Source organism: Myroides phaeus (assembly GCF_900099675.1).
In the GTDB taxonomy this organism is placed as follows: Bacteria; Bacteroidota; Bacteroidia; order Flavobacteriales; family Flavobacteriaceae; genus Flavobacterium; species Flavobacterium phaeum.
On record NZ_FNDQ01000011.1, the window covers coordinates 1 to 22,358 of the forward strand.

20 protein-coding genes are annotated in these 22,358 nt (G+C 34.1%); 13 read left to right on the forward strand and 7 right to left on the reverse strand.

What is annotated here, in order from left to right; all coding sequences use genetic code 11:
• Positions 1-113: 113 nt before the first annotated feature.
• Positions 114-1,388: a serine hydroxymethyltransferase gene (gene glyA, locus BLT46_RS07010; RefSeq protein WP_090408310.1), complete on the reverse strand. Its 1,275-nt coding sequence runs from the start codon at positions 1,386-1,388 to the stop codon at positions 114-116.
• A gap of 109 nt (positions 1,389-1,497) precedes the next feature.
• Between glyA and fahA the strand changes: the two genes are divergently transcribed.
• Positions 1,498-2,781 carry a fumarylacetoacetase gene (gene fahA, locus BLT46_RS07015; protein ID WP_090408313.1) on the forward strand — a complete coding sequence of 428 codons (1,284 nt, stop codon included), beginning with the start codon at positions 1,498-1,500 and terminating at the stop codon, positions 2,779-2,781.
• A gap of 56 nt (positions 2,782-2,837) precedes the next feature.
• Here fahA and BLT46_RS07020 read toward each other — a convergent pair whose 3' ends face one another.
• Both BLT46_RS07020 and BLT46_RS07025 read right to left on the reverse strand, forming a co-directional pair.
• On the reverse strand, positions 2,838-3,767 hold the full coding sequence (locus BLT46_RS07020; RefSeq protein ID WP_090408318.1) for a hypothetical protein: 930 nt from the start codon (positions 3,765-3,767) through the stop codon (positions 2,838-2,840).
• Positions 3,768-3,876: 109 nt separating this feature from the next.
• Positions 3,877-4,062: a hypothetical protein gene (locus BLT46_RS07025; protein WP_090408321.1), complete on the reverse strand. Its 186-nt coding sequence runs from the start codon at positions 4,060-4,062 to the stop codon at positions 3,877-3,879.
• 190 nt (positions 4,063-4,252) lie between these two features.
• Between BLT46_RS07025 and BLT46_RS07030 the strand changes: the two genes are divergently transcribed.
• Both BLT46_RS07030 and BLT46_RS07035 read left to right on the forward strand, forming a co-directional pair.
• Positions 4,253-4,690 carry a hypothetical protein gene (locus BLT46_RS07030; protein ID WP_090408572.1) on the forward strand — a complete coding sequence of 146 codons (438 nt, stop codon included), beginning with the start codon at positions 4,253-4,255 and terminating at the stop codon, positions 4,688-4,690.
• Between the two features lie 158 nt (positions 4,691-4,848).
• Positions 4,849-5,391 (forward strand): hypothetical protein, encoded by a 543-nt coding sequence (locus tag BLT46_RS07035; protein WP_090408324.1) that lies wholly within the window; start codon positions 4,849-4,851, stop codon positions 5,389-5,391.
• Between the two features lie 61 nt (positions 5,392-5,452).
• Here the strand turns inward: BLT46_RS07035 and ytxJ are convergent, their stop codons facing one another.
• Positions 5,453-5,791: a bacillithiol system redox-active protein YtxJ gene (gene ytxJ / locus BLT46_RS07040; protein WP_090408327.1), complete on the reverse strand. Its 339-nt coding sequence runs from the start codon at positions 5,789-5,791 to the stop codon at positions 5,453-5,455.
• Between the two features lie 156 nt (positions 5,792-5,947).
• Here ytxJ and clpB point away from each other — a divergent pair, with 156 nt between their 5' ends.
• On the forward strand, positions 5,948-8,539 hold the full coding sequence (gene clpB, locus BLT46_RS07045; protein ID WP_090408329.1) for an ATP-dependent chaperone ClpB: 2,592 nt from the start codon (positions 5,948-5,950) through the stop codon (positions 8,537-8,539).
• Positions 8,540-8,632: 93 nt separating this feature from the next.
• Here the strand turns inward: clpB and BLT46_RS07050 are convergent, their stop codons facing one another.
• On the reverse strand, positions 8,633-8,824 hold the full coding sequence (locus BLT46_RS07050; protein WP_090408331.1) for a hypothetical protein: 192 nt from the start codon (positions 8,822-8,824) through the stop codon (positions 8,633-8,635).
• 210 nt (positions 8,825-9,034) lie between these two features.
• Here BLT46_RS07050 and BLT46_RS07055 point away from each other — a divergent pair, with 210 nt between their 5' ends.
• Positions 9,035-9,253 carry a putative signal transducing protein gene (locus BLT46_RS07055; protein WP_090408334.1) on the forward strand — a complete coding sequence of 73 codons (219 nt, stop codon included), beginning with the start codon at positions 9,035-9,037 and terminating at the stop codon, positions 9,251-9,253.
• Between the two features lie 365 nt (positions 9,254-9,618).
• Here BLT46_RS07055 and BLT46_RS07060 read toward each other — a convergent pair whose 3' ends face one another.
• A complete protein-coding gene (locus BLT46_RS07060) occupies positions 9,619-11,541 on the reverse strand; it encodes an LTA synthase family protein (protein WP_090408337.1) in 1,923 nt (640 codons plus the stop codon).
• Positions 11,542-11,673: 132 nt separating this feature from the next.
• Here BLT46_RS07060 and BLT46_RS07065 point away from each other — a divergent pair, with 132 nt between their 5' ends.
• From BLT46_RS07065 to BLT46_RS07095, 7 genes are all read left to right on the forward strand, one after another.
• The gene (locus BLT46_RS07065) at positions 11,674-13,449 is read left to right on the forward strand and encodes an AMP-dependent synthetase/ligase (RefSeq protein ID WP_090408340.1); all 1,776 of its coding nucleotides are present in this window, start codon (positions 11,674-11,676) and stop codon (positions 13,447-13,449) included.
• Between the two features lie 89 nt (positions 13,450-13,538).
• Positions 13,539-13,976, forward strand: coding sequence for a MarR family winged helix-turn-helix transcriptional regulator (locus BLT46_RS07070; RefSeq protein WP_090408342.1), 438 nt, complete (start codon positions 13,539-13,541; stop codon positions 13,974-13,976).
• 52 nt (positions 13,977-14,028) lie between these two features.
• Complete coding sequence (locus tag BLT46_RS07075) at positions 14,029-16,434, forward strand: 3-hydroxyacyl-CoA dehydrogenase/enoyl-CoA hydratase family protein (RefSeq protein WP_090408345.1); 2,406 nt, start codon at positions 14,029-14,031, stop codon at positions 16,432-16,434.
• 29 nt (positions 16,435-16,463) lie between these two features.
• Entirely contained in the window at positions 16,464-17,645 is a 1,182-nt protein-coding gene (locus BLT46_RS07080; protein ID WP_090408348.1) for an acetyl-CoA C-acyltransferase, read from the forward strand.
• Positions 17,646-17,674: 29 nt separating this feature from the next.
• Positions 17,675-19,468, forward strand: coding sequence for an acyl-CoA dehydrogenase family protein (locus tag BLT46_RS07085; protein WP_090408351.1), 1,794 nt, complete (start codon positions 17,675-17,677; stop codon positions 19,466-19,468).
• Between the two features lie 253 nt (positions 19,469-19,721).
• Positions 19,722-20,090 carry a hypothetical protein gene (locus BLT46_RS07090; protein WP_090408354.1) on the forward strand — a complete coding sequence of 123 codons (369 nt, stop codon included), beginning with the start codon at positions 19,722-19,724 and terminating at the stop codon, positions 20,088-20,090.
• A gap of 109 nt (positions 20,091-20,199) precedes the next feature.
• Entirely contained in the window at positions 20,200-20,481 is a 282-nt protein-coding gene (locus BLT46_RS07095; RefSeq protein ID WP_090408357.1) for a DUF3817 domain-containing protein, read from the forward strand.
• Between the two features lie 10 nt (positions 20,482-20,491).
• On the opposite strand, the gene BLT46_RS07100 is transcribed toward BLT46_RS07095, so the two are convergent.
• Positions 20,492-20,926, reverse strand: coding sequence for an NUDIX domain-containing protein (locus BLT46_RS07100; RefSeq protein ID WP_090408361.1), 435 nt, complete (start codon positions 20,924-20,926; stop codon positions 20,492-20,494).
• A gap of 165 nt (positions 20,927-21,091) precedes the next feature.
• On the opposite strand from BLT46_RS07100, the gene BLT46_RS07105 reads away from it, so the two are divergent.
• Entirely contained in the window at positions 21,092-22,330 is a 1,239-nt protein-coding gene (locus BLT46_RS07105; RefSeq protein ID WP_090408364.1) for an OmpA family protein, read from the forward strand.
• Positions 22,331-22,358 lie beyond the last annotated feature (28 nt).

A 22,358-nucleotide genomic window follows, 5' to 3' on the forward strand; every position in this document is an offset into this window, starting at 1 on the left:
TGCTCACTCCAAATTATGTGCATAAAAAAATCCAGAGAGAAAATCCCTCTGGATGTATTGTTTAAAAACTTGTCAATCTATTTTAGGACTAGTCATATAAATACTTAATTATATTACCATACAAACATTGGACGTTCTTCCATCATTTCATTTACTTGATCAGCAATTTCTTCGATGATAGCTTCGTCAGTGTGGTTCATGATTACTTTATCGATTAAAGCAACGATAGTTTCCATATCAGCTTCAACTAAACCTCTTGTAGTAATAGCAGGAGTACCAATACGGATACCTGAAGTTACGAAAGGAGATTTGTCATCAAAAGGAACCATATTCTTATTAACAGTAATTTCAGCTTTAACTAAAGCGTTTTCAGCATCTTTACCAGAAATATTCTTGTTTCTAAGGTCGATTAACATCATATGGTTATCTGTACCACCAGAAATGATATCATATCCTCTTTTTACGAAAGCCTCAGCCATAGCTTTAGCATTCTTTTGTACTTGTAAAGTATAGTTAAAGAACTCGTCAGAAAGCGCCTCACCAAATGCAACCGCTTTAGCAGCGATAATGTGCATTAATGGTCCTCCTTGGTTTCCTGGGAAAACAGCACTGTCTAATAAAGAAGACATCATTCTAACCTCACCTTTAGGAGTTTTGATTCCAAATGGATTAGGGAAGTCTTTCCCCATCATAATCATTCCTCCACGAGGTCCTCTCAACGTTTTGTGAGTTGTAGTCGTGATGATATGACAATGAGGAACAGGGTCATTCAATAAACCTTTAGCAATAAGTCCTGCAGGGTGAGAAATATCAGCCATTAAGATAGCACCAACGCTGTCAGCAATTTTTCTGAAACGTTCGAAATCCATATCTCTTGAATAAGCAGAAGCCCCAGCAATGATTAACTTAGGTTGCTCTTTAGTAGCGATTTCTTGAATTTTGTCATAGTTCAACATTCCAGTCTCTTGCTCAACACCGTAGAATACAGGGTTGTATAATTTTCCAGAGAAGTTTACAGGTGAACCGTGAGTTAAGTGTCCTCCGTGAGATAAGTCAAATCCTAAGATTTTATCACCAGGTTTAAGACACGCTGCAAATACCTCAGTGTTTGCTTGTGAACCAGAGTGTGGTTGTACGTTTACATATTCTGCTCCAAATAAAGCTTTTGCTCTATCAATAGCAATTTGTTCAACAACGTCAACTACTTCACATCCTCCGTAGTAGCGTTTATTAGGATATCCTTCCGCATATTTATTAGTTAAACAAGAACCAGCTGCCTCCATAGTATCTTCACTTACGAAGTTCTCTGATGCAATTAATTCAATACCATGAATTTGTCTGTCTTGCTCTTCTAAAATTAGATCAAAAATTTCTGTGTCTCTTGCCATTTAGTTTGTGTGTTACGTTAAATTGCTTTCAAATGTACAAAAATCGTTTGTTAATTTCAGTCTTAATTATATATTTGAATATACTATTAATACAAATTAAAAAACGATTATGATAATTAGTGCAAATGATCCTAAAAGGAAAACGTGGCTTGAGGTAAGTAATGACTCTGATTTTCCAATCCAGAATATTCCTTTTGGAGTTTTTATTACCAAAGACGACGTGATTACAATAGGTACGCGTATTGGAAATTATGCGATTGATTTGAGTGCTTTACAAATGTTGGGGTATTTTAAAGGTATTGAATTAACGGATGACGTATTTTTACAAGATACACTGAATGACTTCATTTCTAACGGGAAAAAGACTTGGCGCGAGGTTAGAAATCGCATCGCAGATATATTTGACTACAATAATGACACTTTAAAGAATAATGCAAAGCACAGAGAGGCAGTTATTTTTGATATGAGTGAGGTAGAAATGCAATTACCTGTTTATATTGGTGATTATACAGATTTCTATTCAAGTAAAGAACACGCTACTAACGTTGGTATAATGTTTAGAGACCCAGAAAATGCTTTAATGCCCAATTGGTTACACATTCCTGTAGGATATCACGGTAGAAGCTCTACAATTGTTCCGTCTGGTGTAAATGTAAAAAGACCAGTAGGCCAAACATTACCAAAAGGAGAAAAAACTCCTGTTTTCGGTCCTTCACAGCGTGTAGACTTTGAATTAGAAACTGGATTTATTACTACAGATGCTAATTTATTAGGAGAGAATATTTTGGTTGATGATGCAGAAGAACACATCTTTGGTATGGTATTGTTAAATGACTGGAGTGCACGTGACATTCAAACGTGGGAATATGTCCCGTTAGGGCCATTTTTAGCAAAGAACTTTGCAACTTCAATATCTCCTTGGATTATTTCAATTGATGCCTTAGAACCGTTCAGAGTAGCTAGTCCTGAACAAAACCCGCTACCTCTTCCCTATTTACAACAAAAAGGAAATAAAACATTTGACATCAACCTTGAGGTTTACTTAAAACCTGAGAACAGTACAGAGAAGCTTATTTGTACTTCAAACTTCAAATATCTTTATTGGACAATGAGTCAGCAATTGGCTCACCATACTATCAACGGATGTAAAATTAACTCTGGTGATTTAATGGGGTCTGGTACTATTTCAGGAAAAGATCCATCAAGCTTTGGTTCGATGTTGGAATTGGCTTGGGCTGGTTCTAAACCAATTGAAATGCCTGATGGTAGTACGCGTTCTTTCATTCACGACTACGATACTGTAACAATGAAGGGATATTGTCAAAATGACGAAGTAAGAATTGGCTTTGGTGAAGTTAGCAGTATGTTATTACCTGCTTCAGTTAAAATCTAATTAACTATAAAAAGAAAAACTCCTTATAAATTTACTTATAAGGAGTTTTTTTATGTTTAACAACCAACAGTTTCGTGTGCTGCTACTGGTTTTAATGTTACTTGATTTTGGTTTTGTTTAGACAAATATAAGGTTGGTCTTGATACGTTGTAATGCGTTGCTGTATCTAAGATTAAGTCAACTACATTATCATTGTTTATATCTCCTCCGAACATTATCTTAGGTACTACCCCTTCTTCAAAAAACTTTTGTGATAACAAGACAATCTCATTCTTCATTTCTGTATCTTTTACCTCTAAACGAAGTGTATAGTCTTTCACATAAAACTTAGGCATCTCAAATCCGTTTACAATAGACTCTTGAATATCTTGTTCTGAAATACCACTTGACTTACGTGTTCCTGTTGCAAAAAGTGTGTATTCTTTCCCTTTATAAGTGAATTGTACTTTTTCTCCTGGGTAGATATAACTCGGTAAAGTAGTCGTTTCAATAGCTGAAGTAGTTAAGTCTATATTGCTTTCTACAAAGGCTAAGAAAGGTTTTTCTTCACTTTGAGCCACCTCTACTCCTGTCATCTCTCCATCCTCATCTAAAACAGGGTCAAATACTTGGCTTACTTCAGGTTTTGCCTCTGTAATCTTATACGCTTGATCCGTATCTTTATATAATCCGTACCATTTGATATCGTTTACCTCTGTCGGAACTTCATCGCTGTGAAAGGTACCTGGAGTAATCATTTTTGTTTTGAAATCATAATGTTTAGGGTATTCCTTCATATTTTCAAAACCACTCAAAATACTATAGTGTTCAAAGCCATCTTCATCTTCACCTAAATTATTAAAAGTAATCTCTTCATTTGTATCAATAACTTCTTCCGTTGTTTGAGAATCTATAGTAATAGGCTGATCTTCTTGCTTGTTTTTACAACCATAAAAAGACAGTAATCCTGCCATTGTGATAGTTGAGTAAAGTAATCTTCTTTTCATGTAATTTTATTATGTTATAAAAGTGGCGTCAAAAGTAATTAAACAAAAGACATCTTATATTTTTTAACACAAAAAAGTTTTAACAAACAACTACTACTAAATCAGTTAGTTATATCTTGCAAGAGTCGTTTTTACATCCGAAGTTAAAGAAAGCCTGTAATAATAAGTACACAGCAGGAATTGCAAGCACCCAAAGCTGTGCGTCAATTGCTTGAAAAATTAGCAAAACAGCAAGACCTAATCTCACCCATCTCATTGGAGTCCACTTTTTAAAATAACCTATTATCTTATTCATCTTCTATCATTTTAATAATGATACAAACATACATTTCTATTCTTTTAGTTAAAGTAACAATAGTTACACTATCTTTTTTATAAGAGATAAAAAACCAAATAACCCCTTTGTGTAACAATTGTTACTGCCAAGACATAAATACTACTCTATTTTCGCTTCAGATTTAATAACAAAAAATAATTTATTAAGTATGAAAAAAATAGTTTTAGCCTTCGCTTTAGTTTTATCAGCAAATGCAGTAACGTATGCAGCACCAATGACAACTAACAATTCAGAGAGTGTTTTGTTTCAAGAAACAAAAGGGGAAAAGTTTGCTATTCTTGTTCAGTCAATAAAAAACTTACGTGCTTCTATCATGACTGCGTCAGAAATGAAACAAGCCAATCCAAAAGTTGACTTTGAAATTGTAATTATGGGGCAAATGGTACAAGAACTTCACAATAAAGAATTCCGCGCAGAATTTGATGCTGCTAATAAAGCAGGAATCAAATTAGTAGTGTGTGAATTTGCTTTAAAGGTTTACGGTGTAGACATGAAAGACTTGCCTTCGTACTTTATAGGTACACCTAATGCACATAAATACATGTTCCAATTAAACGAGAAAAATTACAATACATTGTCAATTTAATTTTGATTTAATAGCAGTACTTTCCATAACTGTGAACACATAAATTATGTAGTATAAAAGAGGTTTCTAAGTTAGAAACCTCTTTTTTTTATTTTTCAATGTCTAATTTGTTTGAATTTCGTAAATTGTAGATATAAAAAACCTAAAATCAGCTATTTATGAAAAGAATAATCATCACAGCAATGTGTATATGCTCTACCTTAGGTATGGTGTATGCAAATAAGTCAAGTTTTTTCACAAGCTTTGAGTCTGTTAAGCCAATTAAAACAAAACAGTTTAAAATAACATATACGGGTAATGATTTAAGCAGTGAAGCTAATTTTCAAAAATTTGAGGAAGTCTATAAACAACTTATCAAGTTCGTTGAGCTTGAAAGAGAAACTAAAAGTTTCAAAAGCGTAACTTTTACTACACAGATTGATAGCAAAAATAAAGAAATACTTGTTTCTGATATAAAGTTTCACGACGAAAACTCTTTTGCCGTTGGTTTACTTAGAATATTTGAAGTAAACAATACTGGAATTAAAGAAATAGATATTGATGGTATTGCTATTGAAGGAACAGTAGCTAAAGAAGCTGAAGATATAAAACAAGCAGAAGTATTAGCAACTGCTGTTGTAGAAACTATCCAATCAAGTGAATATAGTCCTAATGCAAAGATTGTATCGTCTATAGACTTAAATTATCAAAAAATAGAATAACAGTCATTAACTAAAAGAGGCCAGATTAATATCTGGCCTCTTTTACTATTGTAATAGCGGATTATAAACGCAACAATAATTTTTCTGTATCCTTTCCGTCTATACTCTCATGAGAAGTGTGGAATACAGCTTTTCCTTTAGAAATAATCAAAAGCTGTGGTGATTCGTGGTGAATCTGAAACTTATCAGCAATCTCCATTGACACCAATCGATTAGCTACTACATCTACCATATAGCAAGGTGCGTCTGTTGGATTAGTAAAACTACTTTCAAAGTTTTTCAAAGCAAATTTACTAATATAGCATCTGTTACTACTTTTAAAAATAACCACAGCCTTCTCTTCAGACTGTTTAATTAGGTCCTCTATTTGTGTACTTTCTGTAAGTTGAATCCAGTTCATAAGACAAAATGTTATCTGTTTTATTATAATTAAGGCTAAATTATGACTTTTTGACATCAATAGCCACACTAAGCAAGAAAAATATTGACAAAAAGTCGCAACAACTACTTTGGAACATAAATTGACTATTACTAAGCAACCAAAAATATTACACAAATGAACTTAAATAATTTTACAATAAAATCACAAGAAGCTCTACAGCGTGCGCAAGTTATCGTACAAGGTTTAGGGCAACAGCAAATTGAGAATGAACACATTTTCAAAGCTATTATGGAAGTAGATGAAAACGTAACACCTTTCATCTTAAAAAAATTAAACATAAACGTTGATACTTTTAAATCTGTTTTAGATGCTACTATCCAAAACTTTCCTAAAGTATCAGGTGCAGATATAGGTTTGTCTCGTGAAGCAGGTACTGCTCTTACAGAAGCACAAGCTATTGCTACAAAGATGAAAGATGAGTTTGTTTCAATTGAACACTTAATCTTAGCCATCTTTAAATCAAGAAGTCGCGTTGCTCAAATCTTAAAAGATCAAGGAGTAACAGAAAAACAATTAGAAGCGGCAATTAACGAAATTAGAAATGGAGCAAGAGTTACTTCTGCGTCTGCTGAAGAGACTTACAACTCTTTAAATAAATATGCGAATAACTTAACACAGTTGGCTAACGAAGGGAAATTAGACCCTGTAATTGGTCGTGATGAAGAGATTAGACGTGTATTGCAAATCTTGAGTCGCCGTACTAAAAATAACCCAATGTTAATTGGTGAGCCAGGTGTTGGTAAAACTGCTATTGCAGAAGGATTAGCACACCGTATTGTACAACAAGACGTGCCAGACAACTTAAAAGATAAACAAATCTTCTCATTAGATATGGGAGCTTTGATTGCTGGTGCGAAGTATAAAGGTGAATTTGAAGAACGTTTAAAAGCGGTAGTTAAAGAAGTTACTTCAGCAGAAGGTAACATAATCTTGTTTATTGATGAGATTCATACCCTTGTAGGTGCTGGTGGTGGTGACGGAGCTATGGATGCTGCAAACATTTTAAAACCTGCTTTAGCAAGAGGAGAACTTCGTTCTATTGGAGCAACAACTTTAGATGAGTATCAAAAGTACTTTGAAAAAGACAAAGCATTAGAACGTCGTTTCCAAAAAGTAATTGTAGATGAACCAGATACAGAGAGCGCTATCTCTATCTTACGTGGTATTAAAGAGAAATATGAAGCTCACCACAAAGTGCGTATCAAAGACGAAGCGATTATTGCAGCAGTAAACTTGTCTGAGCGTTATATTACTAACCGTTTCTTACCAGACAAAGCTATTGATTTAATGGATGAGGCAGCAGCTAAGTTGAGAATGGAGATTAACTCTAAACCAGAGGAATTAGATGCTCTTGATCGTAAGATTATGCAGTTGGAAATTGAGATTGAGGCAATTAAAAGAGAAAATGATGAAGAGAAATTAAAATCATTAGGACTTGAAGTTGCCAACTTAAAAGAAGAAAGAAATGATATTTTCACTAAATGGCAATCTGAAAAAGAGGTTGTTGATCAAGTGCAAACTATCAAACAAGAAATAGAGACTTACAAGTTAGAAGCTGAAAAAGCAGAACGTGAAGGTGATTACGGAAAAGTTGCTGAGTTGCGCTATGGTAAAATTAAAGACGCACAAGAGAAACTTGACGTTGCACAAAAACAAGTAGAAGCTAATCAAAGTGGACACTCGCTTATTAAAGAAGAAGTTACAAGTGATGATATTGCAGAAGTTGTTGCTAAATGGACTGGTGTTCCTGTAACAAAAATGTTGCAAAGTGAAAGAGAGAAATTACTTCACTTAGAAACTGAGTTACACAAACGCGTTGTAGGACAAGAAGAAGCAATAGAAGCAATTAGTGACGCTGTACGTAGAAGTCGCGCCGGCCTACAAGACCCTAAAAAACCAATTGGTTCGTTCCTATTCTTAGGTACAACAGGGGTTGGTAAAACGGAGTTGGCAAAAGCTTTAGCAATGTACTTATTTGACGATGAAAATGCAATGACTCGTATAGATATGAGTGAGTATGGAGAGCGTCATAGCGTAAGTAGATTAGTTGGAGCGCCTCCAGGATACGTAGGATATGATGAAGGAGGACAATTAACAGAGGCTGTTCGTAGAAAACCATATTCTGTTGTTTTATTAGATGAGATTGAAAAAGCACACCCAGATACGTTTAATATCTTATTACAAGTATTGGATGAAGGACGTTTAACAGATAACAAAGGACGTTTAGCTGATTTTAAAAACACAATTATCATTATGACTTCTAATATGGGTAGTCATATTATTCAAGAGAAATTTGAGAATATCTCTTCTATAGAGCAAGCTTCAGAAGAAGCTAAAGAAGGTGTTTTAAACGAGTTGAAACAAACTGTACGCCCAGAGTTTTTAAACCGTATTGATGAGGTAGTAATGTTTACTCCATTAAGTAAAGACAATATCTTATCTATTGTGGATATACAACTGCAAGGTGTGTTTAGAATGTTACAACAACAAAACATTCATATGGAAGCTACAGCTGAAGCTAAAGAGTTCTTAGCAAGTAAAGGTTTTGAACCAGAGTTTGGAGCTCGTCCAGTAAAACGTGTTGTACAACGCGAAGTATTAAACCGCTTGTCTAAAGAGATATTGGCTGGTAAAGTAAAAGCAGACAGTATGATTTTATTAGATGCTTTCAACAATGAGTTAGTATTCAGAAACCAAGAGGTTTAAAATATAAAAGAATAGTTAGTTATAATTTGATTTGTCGGAGTCGCCTTTGGGTGGCTCCGATTTTTTTATAAATATTGTAAAAGAGCTTGCTGTTTATACAGCAAGCTCTTTTACAATATTATGCCACAAGATGGGCAGATTAGTTATTCGTTCCCATTTTTCTACTCCTATAGTTCTGACCATAGTTACTGCTTCTTGTATTCTCTTTTTAGAAGCACTCTTACTCACAATTAATTGAGATACTTCTCCCAATTGACGATACGCCTTAGTCTCTTCTATCTTCATAACACATTGAATTTATTCAAAATCTTCCTTAAGATACTAAATTTTTACCAGATTATAAAAGATTACTATACAGCCCACTTCTTTATTTTGTATTTCAGAGCTATGCGATTAGACTTTACGCTTACTAAAATCAAACAAATTATTTTATATTGAATTTAATTTCGTTATAAAATCAAATAGTTTTAATTTAGAGGTATAAATAAGTATGTTATGAGTCATAAAAAATTATTTGCTGGAAGTGAAATTATGGTCCTTGCAGTTAAAGATGTATTAGAAGAAAACAATATTAGATATATTGTTAGAGATGATATTGATTCTGCTATTACAGCAGGTTTTGGATCTGCTGATAAGGCAGTTCACGTTTTTGTTGAAGAAGAAGATTTAGCAAGAGCAAAAGAGTTATTGAAAAAAAATGACCTTGAAGAGTAATCTTTAAGCATTTTATAAACTTCTTGCCTTTATGCTTTGTGTAAAGGCTTTATTTTGCTTTCAACTCTATTTTTAAAATACAATAAGTCTTTTTTTCTTTTAAAATGACACAAGGTTTAAAAGACTTAAAAAAGAAAGTAATTGTACATTTAGTCGAGAGTTGTTCGGAAAACACCCCCTTTTTCCGAACAACTCTCGAACTTGTCTCGAACAACTTCCGAACAAGGCGACTTATAAAGTATGTTATAATTCGCCTTGTTTCTATTGTTACAGTATCTAATTAATTTGTAAAACAAGTATTTATAGGTACAAAAAAAAGCCCTTGAATAAAATACTCAAGAGCTTTTTTTTATTTTTATGTGATGCTAATCTAACTTTTTATCTATAATTCTTTCAAAATAATCTTGAATAAAAGCTTTGCATTTCATCTCAATAGCTTCCATTTCTTTATTTTTATTTTTGATTAAATTTTTCTCTAATCCTTTGTCGGTAATCGCGTAAAATCCGGTTACTTCCTTGCCGTTAAACCTACAGATATAATTACCTTCTTGGTAGGTGTATTCATTAGCACCGTAATTAACAGTAAAAGGTTTTGTAATCGTATCATTGATCAAGCTACGTCCCCAGCTTCTAAAAGGTTTGTCATAACCAATTAAATCTAATACAGTAGGATAAATATCTATCTGCTGTGCTAAACGTTTATCTACCCCCTTTAAATTGCCTTTCGGACTGTAAAACAGAATAGGAACAGCAGTGCGATTTACAAGTTTTCTATATTCGTCATAATCAATTTGATTTGTATGATCTGCTGTTATAATAAATATAGTGTTTTCAAACCACGGTTCTTTGCTACTCTCTTCAAAGAAGCGTTTAAATGCATAATCAGTATAACCTACTGTTTTGTGTATTTGCTGATTTCCAACAGGAAACTTACCTTCATATTCTTTAGGAATATTAAACGGTTCGTGTGAAGAAACAGTAAATAAAGTCGCAAAGAATGGTCCCTTTTTATCATTTAATGTCTTTCGCATATATTGAAAAAATGGTTCATCCCATATCCCCCATGTTCCATCAAAGTCAGCGTCATTGTTGTATTCTGTTTTTCCGTAATAATGGTCATATCCCAAGATATTACCAAACCCTAAAAATCCCATTGATCCATTTGGAGCACCGTGAAAAAAAGATGTATCATACCCTTTAGATTTCAACGTAGATACCAACGACTCAATCTTTTGTTTAGGAAACGGAGACGATGTAAATGCATCTTTAAACGAAGGAATACCTGCTACAACAGAAGAAACTCCGTGAATGGACTTATATCCGTTTGCAAATGCGTTTGGAAAAATAAGACTGTGTTGAGCTAAAGAATCTATAAATGGCGTGTAGCTTTTAAAGTTCGGAATATTCATATCTTCATTAAAAGCACCTATATATTCTCTGGCATAACTTTCTGTGATAAACAATACGATATTTGGCGTTGAAGGCTCATTAGTATTGTATTGCTTAATAGCACTAACATTTTGAGCTAAAGTCTGCTCATCCATATACTCCACCTTTTTAAAACTCGTTTTACCGATAGTACGCAAAATAGCAAAAGGTGTATTTAAAACAATATCGGCGTGTTCTGGTTTAGATACATTTCTATTAGCATCAATGATATTTAAAGGACGAGTTGTTTTCTTTAAATCACCGCGTACACCAGCTACAAATCCCACACCTACTACTACTGTTATTATAGCAGTAGATAACCAATAAGGTTTTTTAGCCTCTACTTTTAGGGGTGTTGTGAACTTAACTTTTTTATACAGGTAAATCCAAGAAGCACAAAGTAAAACACATAGAACGAAAACGTGCCAATAGTTTACTAAGAAGTTAAAAAATAATTGTCCCTTATTAGATTCGTGTTCTAAACTGTCAAAAACAGCAATAGTTGTTCTTGCATAGATAAATCTGTAGTAAATAAAATCGATGAAATTGGTAGAATATGCAATTAAATTAGGAATAATATAAGCATAGAAAACTGCTTTTTGGTAGCCTTTTTTAGTATTGATAAACAACGGTAAAATAGACATAATAATGAATAAACTATTAACATAAAAAATAGCCATTCTATCAAAAGTCAAACCGTGGTAAGCTAAGGATAAAAACTGACCAACAGAGTCTACATTTAATAAATCTGTATTGTAAATGTAAAATAAAGTTCGCGCAATGAAATAGAAGAAAAAAGCCAACAGCAATCGATAGCCCATAACTAACATTTCATTTAATCTGAAACGATTAGATGTCATATGATAAGTGTATTTTGAAATTTTTTAGTAAAACCACAAATTTAATTAAAACTTTAGATTATTATCTTTTTTAACTCATTATAGTTTATATAGTTTTTTTTTTATACTTTGCGTAAGCTAATTAATGTAAACATGGTAAATCCTACAAGACTTTTTGATATTCCTTACCTACAAAACGCACAATTTCCTTTAGAGGATGCGTTAGTTACGAAAGTAAATGGAAAATGGGAGAAGACTTCTTCTCAGGAATATATAAATAAAGCGAACGCTCTTTCAAGAGCCTTATTGCGCTTAGGAATAAAAGAAAATGAAAAAATAGCTGTTATTTCTGGTGCTAACCAGACTAAATGGCATTTGCTTGACATTGGTTTGTTGCAAATCGGAGCACAGAACGTGCCTATCTACCCTACTATCGCTGCAGAAGATTATCAGTATATTATCAGTCATTCTGAAGCTACATATTGCGTAGTTTCAGATCAGGAGATTTATGATAAATTGATGTCTGTTAAAGAAGAATTACCCCTTTTAAAAGAGGTTTACTCTTTTGATCAAATAGAAGGTTGTAAAAATTTTGATGTCTTGTTTGAACTTGGTGCTGATGAGAGTAATCAAGCAGATGTAGAACGCATTAAAGATACGATTACGGGAGATCACTTGGCTACACTTATCTATACTTCTGGAACAACAGGAAAGCCGAAGGGAGTAATGTTGTCTCACACGAATTTGCTTGCAAACGTTACAGGAAGCTGGGATAGAGTTCCTTTTACAAGAGAAGAGAAATATAGAGGGCTGAGCTTCTTACCTATTTGTCACGTTTTTGAACGTATGATTACCTATTTATACCAATATAGTGGTGTTTCTATTTATTTTGCGGAGTCAATAGAAAAGATGGGGGAAAATATGAAGGAAGTAAAACCTAATGTAATGACTGTTGTACCTCGTTTACTTGAAAAAGTGTACGATAAAATCTTTACAACAGGTTCTGCATTGACAGGCTTTAAAAAGAGAGCATTTTTCTGGGCATTAGAACTTGGTTTTAGATATAAACCATACAACAGAGGGTTGTTTTACAATATTCAATTAGGAATAGCAAGAAAGTTGGTTTTCAAAAAATGGCAAGAAGCACTGGGTGGTGAAATGAAGATTATTGTTTGTGGTAGTGCTGCATTACAACCTCGTTTATCTAAAGTTTTTAACGCTGCTGGACTTCCTGTAATGGAAGGATATGGACTAACAGAAACTTCTCCTGTTATCGCTGTAAATGATAAGAGAAATGGAGGATTGCGTTCGGGTACTGTTGGACGTCCAATCGGTAACGTAGAAGTTAAGATTGCTGAAGATGGTGAAATCTTGTGTAAAGGTCCAAACGTTATGTTAGGATACTATAAAGATGAAGAAAAAACAAATTCGGTTATTAAGAATGGTTACTTCCATACAGAAGACATCGGACGTATAGACGAAGATGGTTTCTTACATATTACAGATCGTAAAAAAGAGATGTTCAAGACTTCTGGAGGGAAATATGTAGCTCCGCAGATGATTGAAAACAGAATGAAACAATCTCGTTTTATAGAGCAGATTATGGTTATTGGTGAGGGTGAAAAAATGCCTGCAGCCTTTATTCAACCAAATTTTGAATTCGTAAGAGAATGGGCAAGAAGAAAACGATATGATATTGGTACAACTAATGAAGAGTTAGTTAAAAATCAAAAGGTCATTGATCGTATTATGGAAGAGGTAGTTCACATCAATAAAAAGTTTGGTAAATGGGAACAAGTGAAGAAATTTGAACTTACACCAGAAGTATGGAGTATTGATAGTGAGCACTTAACCCCTACTCTTAAGCTACGTCGTCGTATTATTTTAGAAATGTACAAAGATTTATACGAGAAGATTTACAGAGGGTAAAAGTTAAAATTTTACTAATAAAAAGAAAAAAAGAAGAAATAGTATGCACGCATACTATTTTTTTTTATATTTGATTTAATCAATAAGGTATGAAAAACAAAACTATAGATTACGTTTTGAGAGCAACGTGGCAAGCTGTATCGAGAATGTACAATGAAGAAGCTGCTAAATATGATGCCAGTATGGCACTTGCTTTTGCTTTATTAAGTATTGATAGAGAGGGTACTCCTTCTACCCTATTAGGTCCTAATATGGGAATGGAAGCTACGAGCTTAACACGTACGCTTAAAAAGATGGAAGAAAAGGGTTTGATTACTAAAGAGAAAAATCCTAATGACGGACGTGGGGTCATTATTAAACTTACTCCACTCGGTCTTGAAAAAAGAGAACTATCAAGAGCCAAGGTTAAACGATTTAATGAAAAAATTAAATCACATATCTCTGAAGAGAAGATTCGAAATTTTATTGAAGTTACAGATGTTATCAATCAACTGATTAACGACAAGAACATTTTTGAAGAAAAATAATCTTATCTTAAGGCTTGAAAATTAGACTATAAACCAAAGAATTATTTAAAGTATGAAACGTATTATTAAAAAAGTAGCGGTAGTGGGTTCTGGTGTTATGGGATCAGCTATTGCTTGTCACTTTGCTAATATTGGCTTAGAAGTATTGCTTCTTGACATCTTGCCTCGTGAGTTAACGCCAGATGAGGAAAAGAAAGGCCTTACTTTAGAAAGTAAAGTTGTAAGAAATAGAATTGCGAATACGCACTTGGCAAATGCTTTGAAATCTAAACCGTCTCCTATTTACTTGCAGAAATTTGCTGAACGCATTTCTACTGGAAATATTGAAGATGATTTAGTAAAAATAAAAGATTGCGACTGGGTTATTGAGGTTGTTATCGAAAGATTAGACATTAAAAAGTCTGTTTTTGAACAGATTGAAAAATATAGAAAACCAGGTTCTTTAATTACTTCGAATACCTCTGGTATTCCTATGAACTTAATGGTTGAAGGCCGTTCAGAAGATTTCCAAAAACACTTCTGTGGAACGCACTTCTTTAATCCTCCAAGATATTTACAATTGTTTGAAATTATTCCAGGACCACAAACATCTCCTGAGGTGATTTCATTCTTCCAACGTTATTCAAGCTTATACTTAGGAAAAACACCTGTATTGTGTAAAGATACTCCAGGGTTTATTGGTAACCGTGTAGGAGTTTACTCAATGGCAATGGTAATGCAATTGGCTCAAGAACTTGGATTAACTATTGAAGAAGCGGATACGTTAACAGGATCTATTTTAGGAAGACCAAAAACGGGTACGTTTAAATTAGGAGATTTAGTAGGGTTAGATACTGCTATTAATGTTACTACTGGTTTAAAACAAAATTGTCCTAATGATGCAATGATTCAAGGGATTAAAGACAGTAAGCCTTTAAACTTCTTATTGGAAAACAAATTCTTAGGAGATAAATCGCGTAAAGGATTTTATTACAAAGAGGTAGATAAAGAAGGGAAAACAAACCGCTTTGCTCTTGACCTTGAAAAATTAGAGTACAGACCTTTAGAGCGTGCTAAAATTACTGCTGTTGAAACGGCTAAGCAAGCAGGAGGTACTAAAGCTAAATTAGCTGTATTACTTGCGGATCAAGGAAAAGCAGGAGATCTAATTCGCAAACACTTTGCGTCTCTTTTTGCTTATGTTTCACAACGCGTACCTGAAATTACAGATACCTTCTACCCTATTGATGATGCAATGCGTACTGGTTATGCGTGGAAATATGGTCCGTTCCAAACTTGGGATCTTGTAGGTCTTGAGAAAGGTATTGCAATTGTTGAAAAAGAAGGATATCAAGTTGCTGATTGGGTAAAAGAATTAGCAGCTACAGGAGCTAAAAGCTTCTATAAAGTTGAAAATGGTAAGAAGTTATTCTACAACCAAAATACAAAAGCATTTGAGGCAATTCCTGGTCAAGATGCATTCATTATTCTTGATAATATTAGAGCAACGAATAAAGTTTGGGGCAATAGTGAGGCTTCGTTAATTGACCTTGGAGATGGAATTGTAAACTTAGAGTTCCACTCAAAAATGAATACGATTGGTGGTGGTGTTTTGGCAGGATTAAACAAAGCTGTTGAAATTGCTGAAAAAGACTTCCAAGGATTAGTAGTTGGTAACCAAGGGTCTAACTTCTCAGTTGGTGCTAACTTAATGATGATTTTTATGATGGCTGCGGAGCAAGATTACGATGAATTAAACATCGCAATTAAAATGTTCCAAGACACGATGATGAAAATGCGTTACTCTGGTATTCCTGTTGTAGCGGCTCCACACGGAATGACTTTTGGTGGTGGATGTGAGTTGAGCTTACACGCTGATAAAGTTGTAGCGGCTGCTGAAACTTATATTGGATTAGTAGAGTTTGGCGTTGGTCTTATCCCTGGTGGTGGTGGTTCTAAAGAAATGACAGTTAGAGCAGCAGATCTTTACCGCAAAAACGACGTGGAGTTAAACACTCTTCAAGAGCACTTCTTGACTATTGGAATGGCTAAAGTAGCTACTTCTGCACAAGAAGCGTATGACTTGAACATTTTACAAAGAGGAAAGGATATTGTAGTTGTAAATAAAGATTTACAATTAGCTCAAGCTAAACGTGAGGCTTTAGTGATGGCAGAAGCGGGATATACACAGCCTGTGAAACGCAAAGACATTAAAGTACTTGGACGTCAAGCATTGGGTATGTTCTTAGTAGGAACAGATAGTATGATGGCTGGTAAATACATTTCAGAACACGACCGTAAGATTGCTAACAAGTTAGCTTACGTAATGGCTGGAGGTGATTTATCTGAAGCTACATTGGTAACAGAACAATATTTACTTGACTTAGAAAGAGAGGCTTTCTTATCTCTATGTGGGGAACGTAAAACATTGGAAAGAATCCAATTTATGTTGAAAAATGGTAAACCATTGAGAAACTAATCTTTAATCTAATTTAAACTACTGAGAAAATGAAAACTGCATATATAGTACAAGGATATAGAACAGCTGTAGGTAAAGCACCAAGAGGTGTATTCAGATTTAAAAGACCTGATGAACTTGCTGCTGAAACAATAGAGCACTTAATGAAGTCATTACCTGAATTCGACAAAAGTCGCATTGACGATGTTATGGTAGGTAATGCAATGCCTGAGGCTGAACAAGGGTTAAACATTGCTCGTTTAATTTCTTTAATGGGGTTAAAAGTTGAGGATGTACCTGGTGTAACAGTAAACCGTTACTGTGCTTCAGGAATTGAAACAATTGGTATGGCTGTAGCTAAGATTCAAGCTGGAATGGCAGATTGTATCATTGCTGGAGGTGCTGAAAGTATGAGTTACATTCCTATGGGTGGGTATAAGCCTACTCCTGATTACGGTGTAGCCAAAGAAGGACACGAAGATTACTATTGGGGAATGGGACTTACTGCTGAAGCGGTAGCAAAACAATTCAATGTATCTCGTGCTGATCAAGATGAGTTTGCTTTTAATTCACATATGAAAGCTTTAAAAGCACAAGCAGATGGTAAGTTTGATAATCAAATTGTACCCATTACAGTGAATGAAGTATTTGTTAACGAAAAAGGAAAACGCGATACTAAATCATATACTGTTACTAAAGATGAAGGACCAAGAGCAGGTACTTCAATTGAAGCATTATCTAAATTGCGTCCGGTATTCGCTGCTGATGGATCTGTAACAGCTGGTAACTCTTCACAAACAAGTGATGGTGCTGCTTTTGTTATGATTATGTCTGAAGAAATGGTAAAAGAGTTAAACATTGAGCCAATTGCAAGAATGGTAAATTATGCAGCGGCTGGTGTAGAACCAAGAATTATGGGAATGGGCCCTGTTAAAGCTATTCCGAAAGTATTAAAACAAGCAGGATTACAAGTTAAAGATATTGATCTGTTTGAATTAAACGAGGCTTTCGCTTCACAATCATTAGCAGTAATTCGCGAATTAGATTTGAATCCAGAAATCATCAATGTAAATGGGGGTGCAATTGCACTTGGTCACCCACTGGGATGTACAGGAGCAAAATTATCCGTTCAATTATTTGATGAAATGAAACGCCGTGGTTCTAAATATGGAATGGTAACTATGTGTGTAGGTACTGGACAAGGAGCTGCAGGAATCTATGAATTGCTATAAAGACTATTAACCAATAACGAAATAAAACTATGAGTACAGATATCACAAGAGGAGGTCAATTCCTTGTAAAAGAAACTAAATGCGAGAATGTTTTCACTCCAGAAGATTTCTCTGAAGAGCAAGTAATGATGCGTGAGTCAGTAAAGGAATTTATTGACAAAGAGATATGGCCAAATAAAGAGCGTTTTGAGAAAAAAGATTACGCTTTTACAGAATCAAGTATGCGTAAAGCAGGTGAACTAGGTTTATTAGGAGTAGCAGTTCCAGAGGCTTACGGAGGATTGGGAATGGGATTTGTTTCTACAATGTTAGTTTGTGATTATATTTCAGGAGCTACTGGGTCTTTCTCTACTGCTTTTGGTGCACATACAGGTATTGGAACAATGCCAATTACACTTTATGGTAATGAAGAACAAAAGAATAAATACGTTCCTAAGTTAGCTTCAGGAGAATGGTTTGGTGCATACTGTTTAACAGAACCAGATGCAGGATCAGATGCAAACTCAGGAAAAACAAAAGCTGTTTTGTCTGAAGATGGTAAGCACTACTCTATCACAGGACAAAAAATGTGGATTTCTAATGCAGGATTTTGTAATTTATTTATCGTATTTGCACGTATTGAAGATGATAAAAACATTACAGGTTTTATCGTTGAAAATGATCCAAGTAACGGTATTACATTAGGAGAAGAGGAACACAAATTAGGAATTAGAGCCTCTTCTACTCGTCAAGTATTCTTCAGCGAAACAAAAGTTCCTGTTGAAAATATGTTGTCTGAAAGAGGAAATGGTTTCAAAATTGCTATGAATGCTTTAAACGTTGGTCGTATTAAACTTGCAGCAGCTTGTTTAGACTCACAACGTCGTTTAATTACGCAATCGGTTCAATATGCTAATGAGCGTATTCAGTTTAAAACACCTATTTCATCTTTTGGTGCAATCCGTACAAAATTAGCTGAAATGGCAACAAATGCTTATGTAGGTGAAGCGGCTTCATATAGAGCAGCAGCAAGTATTGAAGAGCGTATTAATCAACGTATAGCAGAAGGTAATACACACCAAGATGCAGAATTAAAAGGAGTTGAAGAGTTCGCTATTGAGTGTTCTATTCTTAAAGTAGCTGTTTCTGAAGACGTACAATCTTGTGCTGATGAAGGAATCCAAATCTTTGGAGGAATGGGGTTCTCGGAAGATACACCAATGGAAAGCGCTTGGAGAGATGCTCGTATTGCTCGTATTTATGAAGGGACGAACGAGATCAACCGTATGTTAGCAGTTGGTATGTTAATCAAAAAAGCAATGAAAGGACACGTTGATTTATTAGGACCTGCAATGCAAGTAGCTGATGAGTTAATGAGTATTCCAAGTTTTGACACACCAGATTATTCTGAATTATTTGCTGAAGAAAAAGAGCTTATCGAGAAATTGAAAAAAGCATTCTTAATGGTTGCAGGTAGTGCTGTTCAGAAATATGGTCCAGATTTAGAGAAACATCAAGCTTTATTAATGGCTGCATCTGATATGATGATTGAGATCTATATGGCAGAAAGTGCTATTCTTAGAACAGAAAAGCTTGCTAAATTAAAGGGACAAGAAAATATTAAAGAAGAAATTGCAATGGCTCAGTTATACTTATACCACGCTGTTGATATTATCTCTGAGAAAGGAAAAGAAGGAATTGCTTCTTTTGCTGAAGGAGATGAACAACGTGTTATGTTAATGGGGCTACGCAGATTTACAAAATATGTGAATCTACCAAATGTGAATGCATTGAGAGAAACAATTGCAAGCAAATTGGTAGACGCAAACGAATATGTTTTCTAATAAGGAAACAAACAGTTTGGTTTAGTTTGTTTGAAAAAACCGCTTCTATTCTTCGGAAAAGGGCGGTTTTTCTTTTTAATAATGATATTTAGTTGGGATTTTTAGGGATATTAAGGACTATTTTGTCTTATAAATAACTGATTTGATGTTGTTTAATTCTTTTTTATTAAAATAAATCACGTTTTGTTTTCTTATAATAGGTTAAAAAGATTATTTTTGTGCTATAATTTTTTATACTTAAAAGATATTTACTGTGGAAAACGCAAATGCTTTAAAATTGATTAAAAAGATCCAATCGGATTTAATTGCTGATGGACTTGTTGTAGAAAATATTGTTCCGGATTTACAAAAACTAAGAGAATTCGCTTTATTAGAAGAGAAACCGGTTCTAGTAAAATCTATTCGTTTAACTTACGAGCATATTCAAAATAACAATGCTTTTTTGATTGCTATTCCATCAGATGAGGCTATAGAGGAAACTGAAGGAGTTGTTGCTGAAATTGCAGCTGCCCAAAATGATTTAGAAAGTTTACAATACCTTTTATCTCTATATAAAGATATTAATAACAAACATAACATTGAAGATTTGAGAGATTACAACACAAGATTGCAAGCTTTCTAATTAGAAATGTTAATCATAACAAAAAAAGCCTATCAGATTGTCTGATAGGCTTTTTTTGTTCTAATATAAAATCTATATTAGCCACTCAAAACTCGTAAATTAATTAAAAATGCTTAAATCATTTAAAATTATTGCTCTACTTGAGGGTATTTCTCTTTTAGTATTACTATTTATAGCAATGCCTTTAAAATATTTTATGGATATGCCAGCAATGGTAAGTAAAGTAGGAATGGCACATGGTGTTTTATTTATACTTTATATTGTAATGGCAACTGTTCTTAAAAGTGATGAGAAATGGAGCTGGAAGAAATACGGTCTGATTTGTGTAGCTTCTGTTGTTCCATTTGGTACTTTTATCATGGAAAACAAGTTGTTAAACTCTAAAGCATAAAAAAATAAGCCTATTCAGGCTTATTTTTTTTTCTTATTTCTATGGCATCAGCAATAATTTCAGCATGATCAAATGCTAATTCTGGTAAGTTAGTAATACTAAACCAGGCAAGTTCTTTAGCGTCATCTGCTGCTTTACCTATTACCTCTTCCCCTACTTCTCCATAAAAAGCAACACTAATAGTATGTGATCGTGGATCTCTAAAAGGTGTACCATAAGCTTTAGTTTGGGTAAGTTCTTTGCATAGAATTGATGTTTCTTCAAGTAATTCTCTACTCGCAGCTATCTTTAAATCCTCATTTTCATCAACAAAACCACCTGGTAAGGCCCAATAATCACGAAATGGCTCGTTTTTGCGTTTTATTAAAAGTATTTCTAAATCCCTTATCTTTTCTTTAAACAATATCACATCTACAGTGACAAAAATCTTAGAGGTATATTTCATCTTAGTTCTTTTAATTTTACATATTTGTAGTAAATACGATGTATTTTGAAATAAAAGTATGAATTTTTCTGATATTTCAAAAGTTTAGATTATATTTGCTCCTTAAGCGATTAGTAAAGACTTGGTTACTTAAAATCAAGTTTAGTGGAAATTAAAAATACAACTATGAAAAAATTAACATTACCGTTATTGGCTTCTGTATTAGCTTTTGGTGTAGCTAATGCTCAAGACAAACCTTACAACAAATGGTCTATTGACTTAAATGGTGGTTTTGCTAAACCTGCAAGAACTTTAACTTCAGGATATACAGGTGAAACTTTCGAAAACATGCACTTAGATGGTGGTGTACGTTACAGTTTAAATAACAAATTCGGAGTTAAAGCTTCTTTTGGATATGACAAATTAGATAGCTGGACTAACGATGCAGATTTAAATACTAACTACTACAGAACAAGTGTTGAAGGAGTTGTAAACTTAGGTAGAGTTCTTAACTTCGAAAACTGGACTAAAGTATTAAACGTTCAAGCTCACGCAGGGGGAGGTTTCTCTTGGATGAATGGAGACGGATTTACAGGTACAGATAACATGGGACACATTATGGCTGGTTTAACTGGACAAGTTAAATTACACAGACGTGTTGCTTTAAACGCTGATTTTACATTCGTACAAAACGTTCAACAAAACCAAAACTTTGACGGATTAAGTACTACAAACCGTTCAAACTTCCAAGGTACAATGATGAACGCAACAGTTGGTATCTCTGTTTACTTAGGTAAACATGCTCAACACGCTGACTGGTATGCTGAAGCAGCTCAAGAGAACAACTTATTATCTGAGTTAGACGGAAGATTATCTAAAGTAGAAGGAATGCTTATTGACTCTGATGGAGACGGTGTTGCTGATTACTTAGATTTAGAGCCAAACACTCCAGCAGGTGCATTAGTAGATTCAAGAGGTAGAAATATCGACAAAAACAACAATGGTATTGCTGACAACATTGAAGCGTTTATCGCTGAGAAATATGGTAACGCTGAGAAACCAGTTAGCTCTGATGACGCTGCAATGATTAAAGAACTTATCAATAAAGGATACGTTGCTGTATACTTTGACTTTGATAAATCTCAACCAACTTCAGTTGATGGAATTAACTTCATCGTTAACTACATGAAAAATAACCCATCTGCTTCTGTAGAAGTTTTAGGATATGCTGATGCTGTAGGAAACAAATCTTACAACAATACATTATCTGCAAAACGTGCTAACGCAGTTAAAGATATCTTAGTTAAAGCTGGTGTTGCTTCTTCTAAAGTATCTGCTACAGGTAACGGAATTGACGACGCAGTTTCTAAAGATTCAGCTGCAGCTCGTAAGATTGCAAGAAAAGTTATTTTCAAAATTAAGTAATTAGATTATAACTAATATTATACTAAAG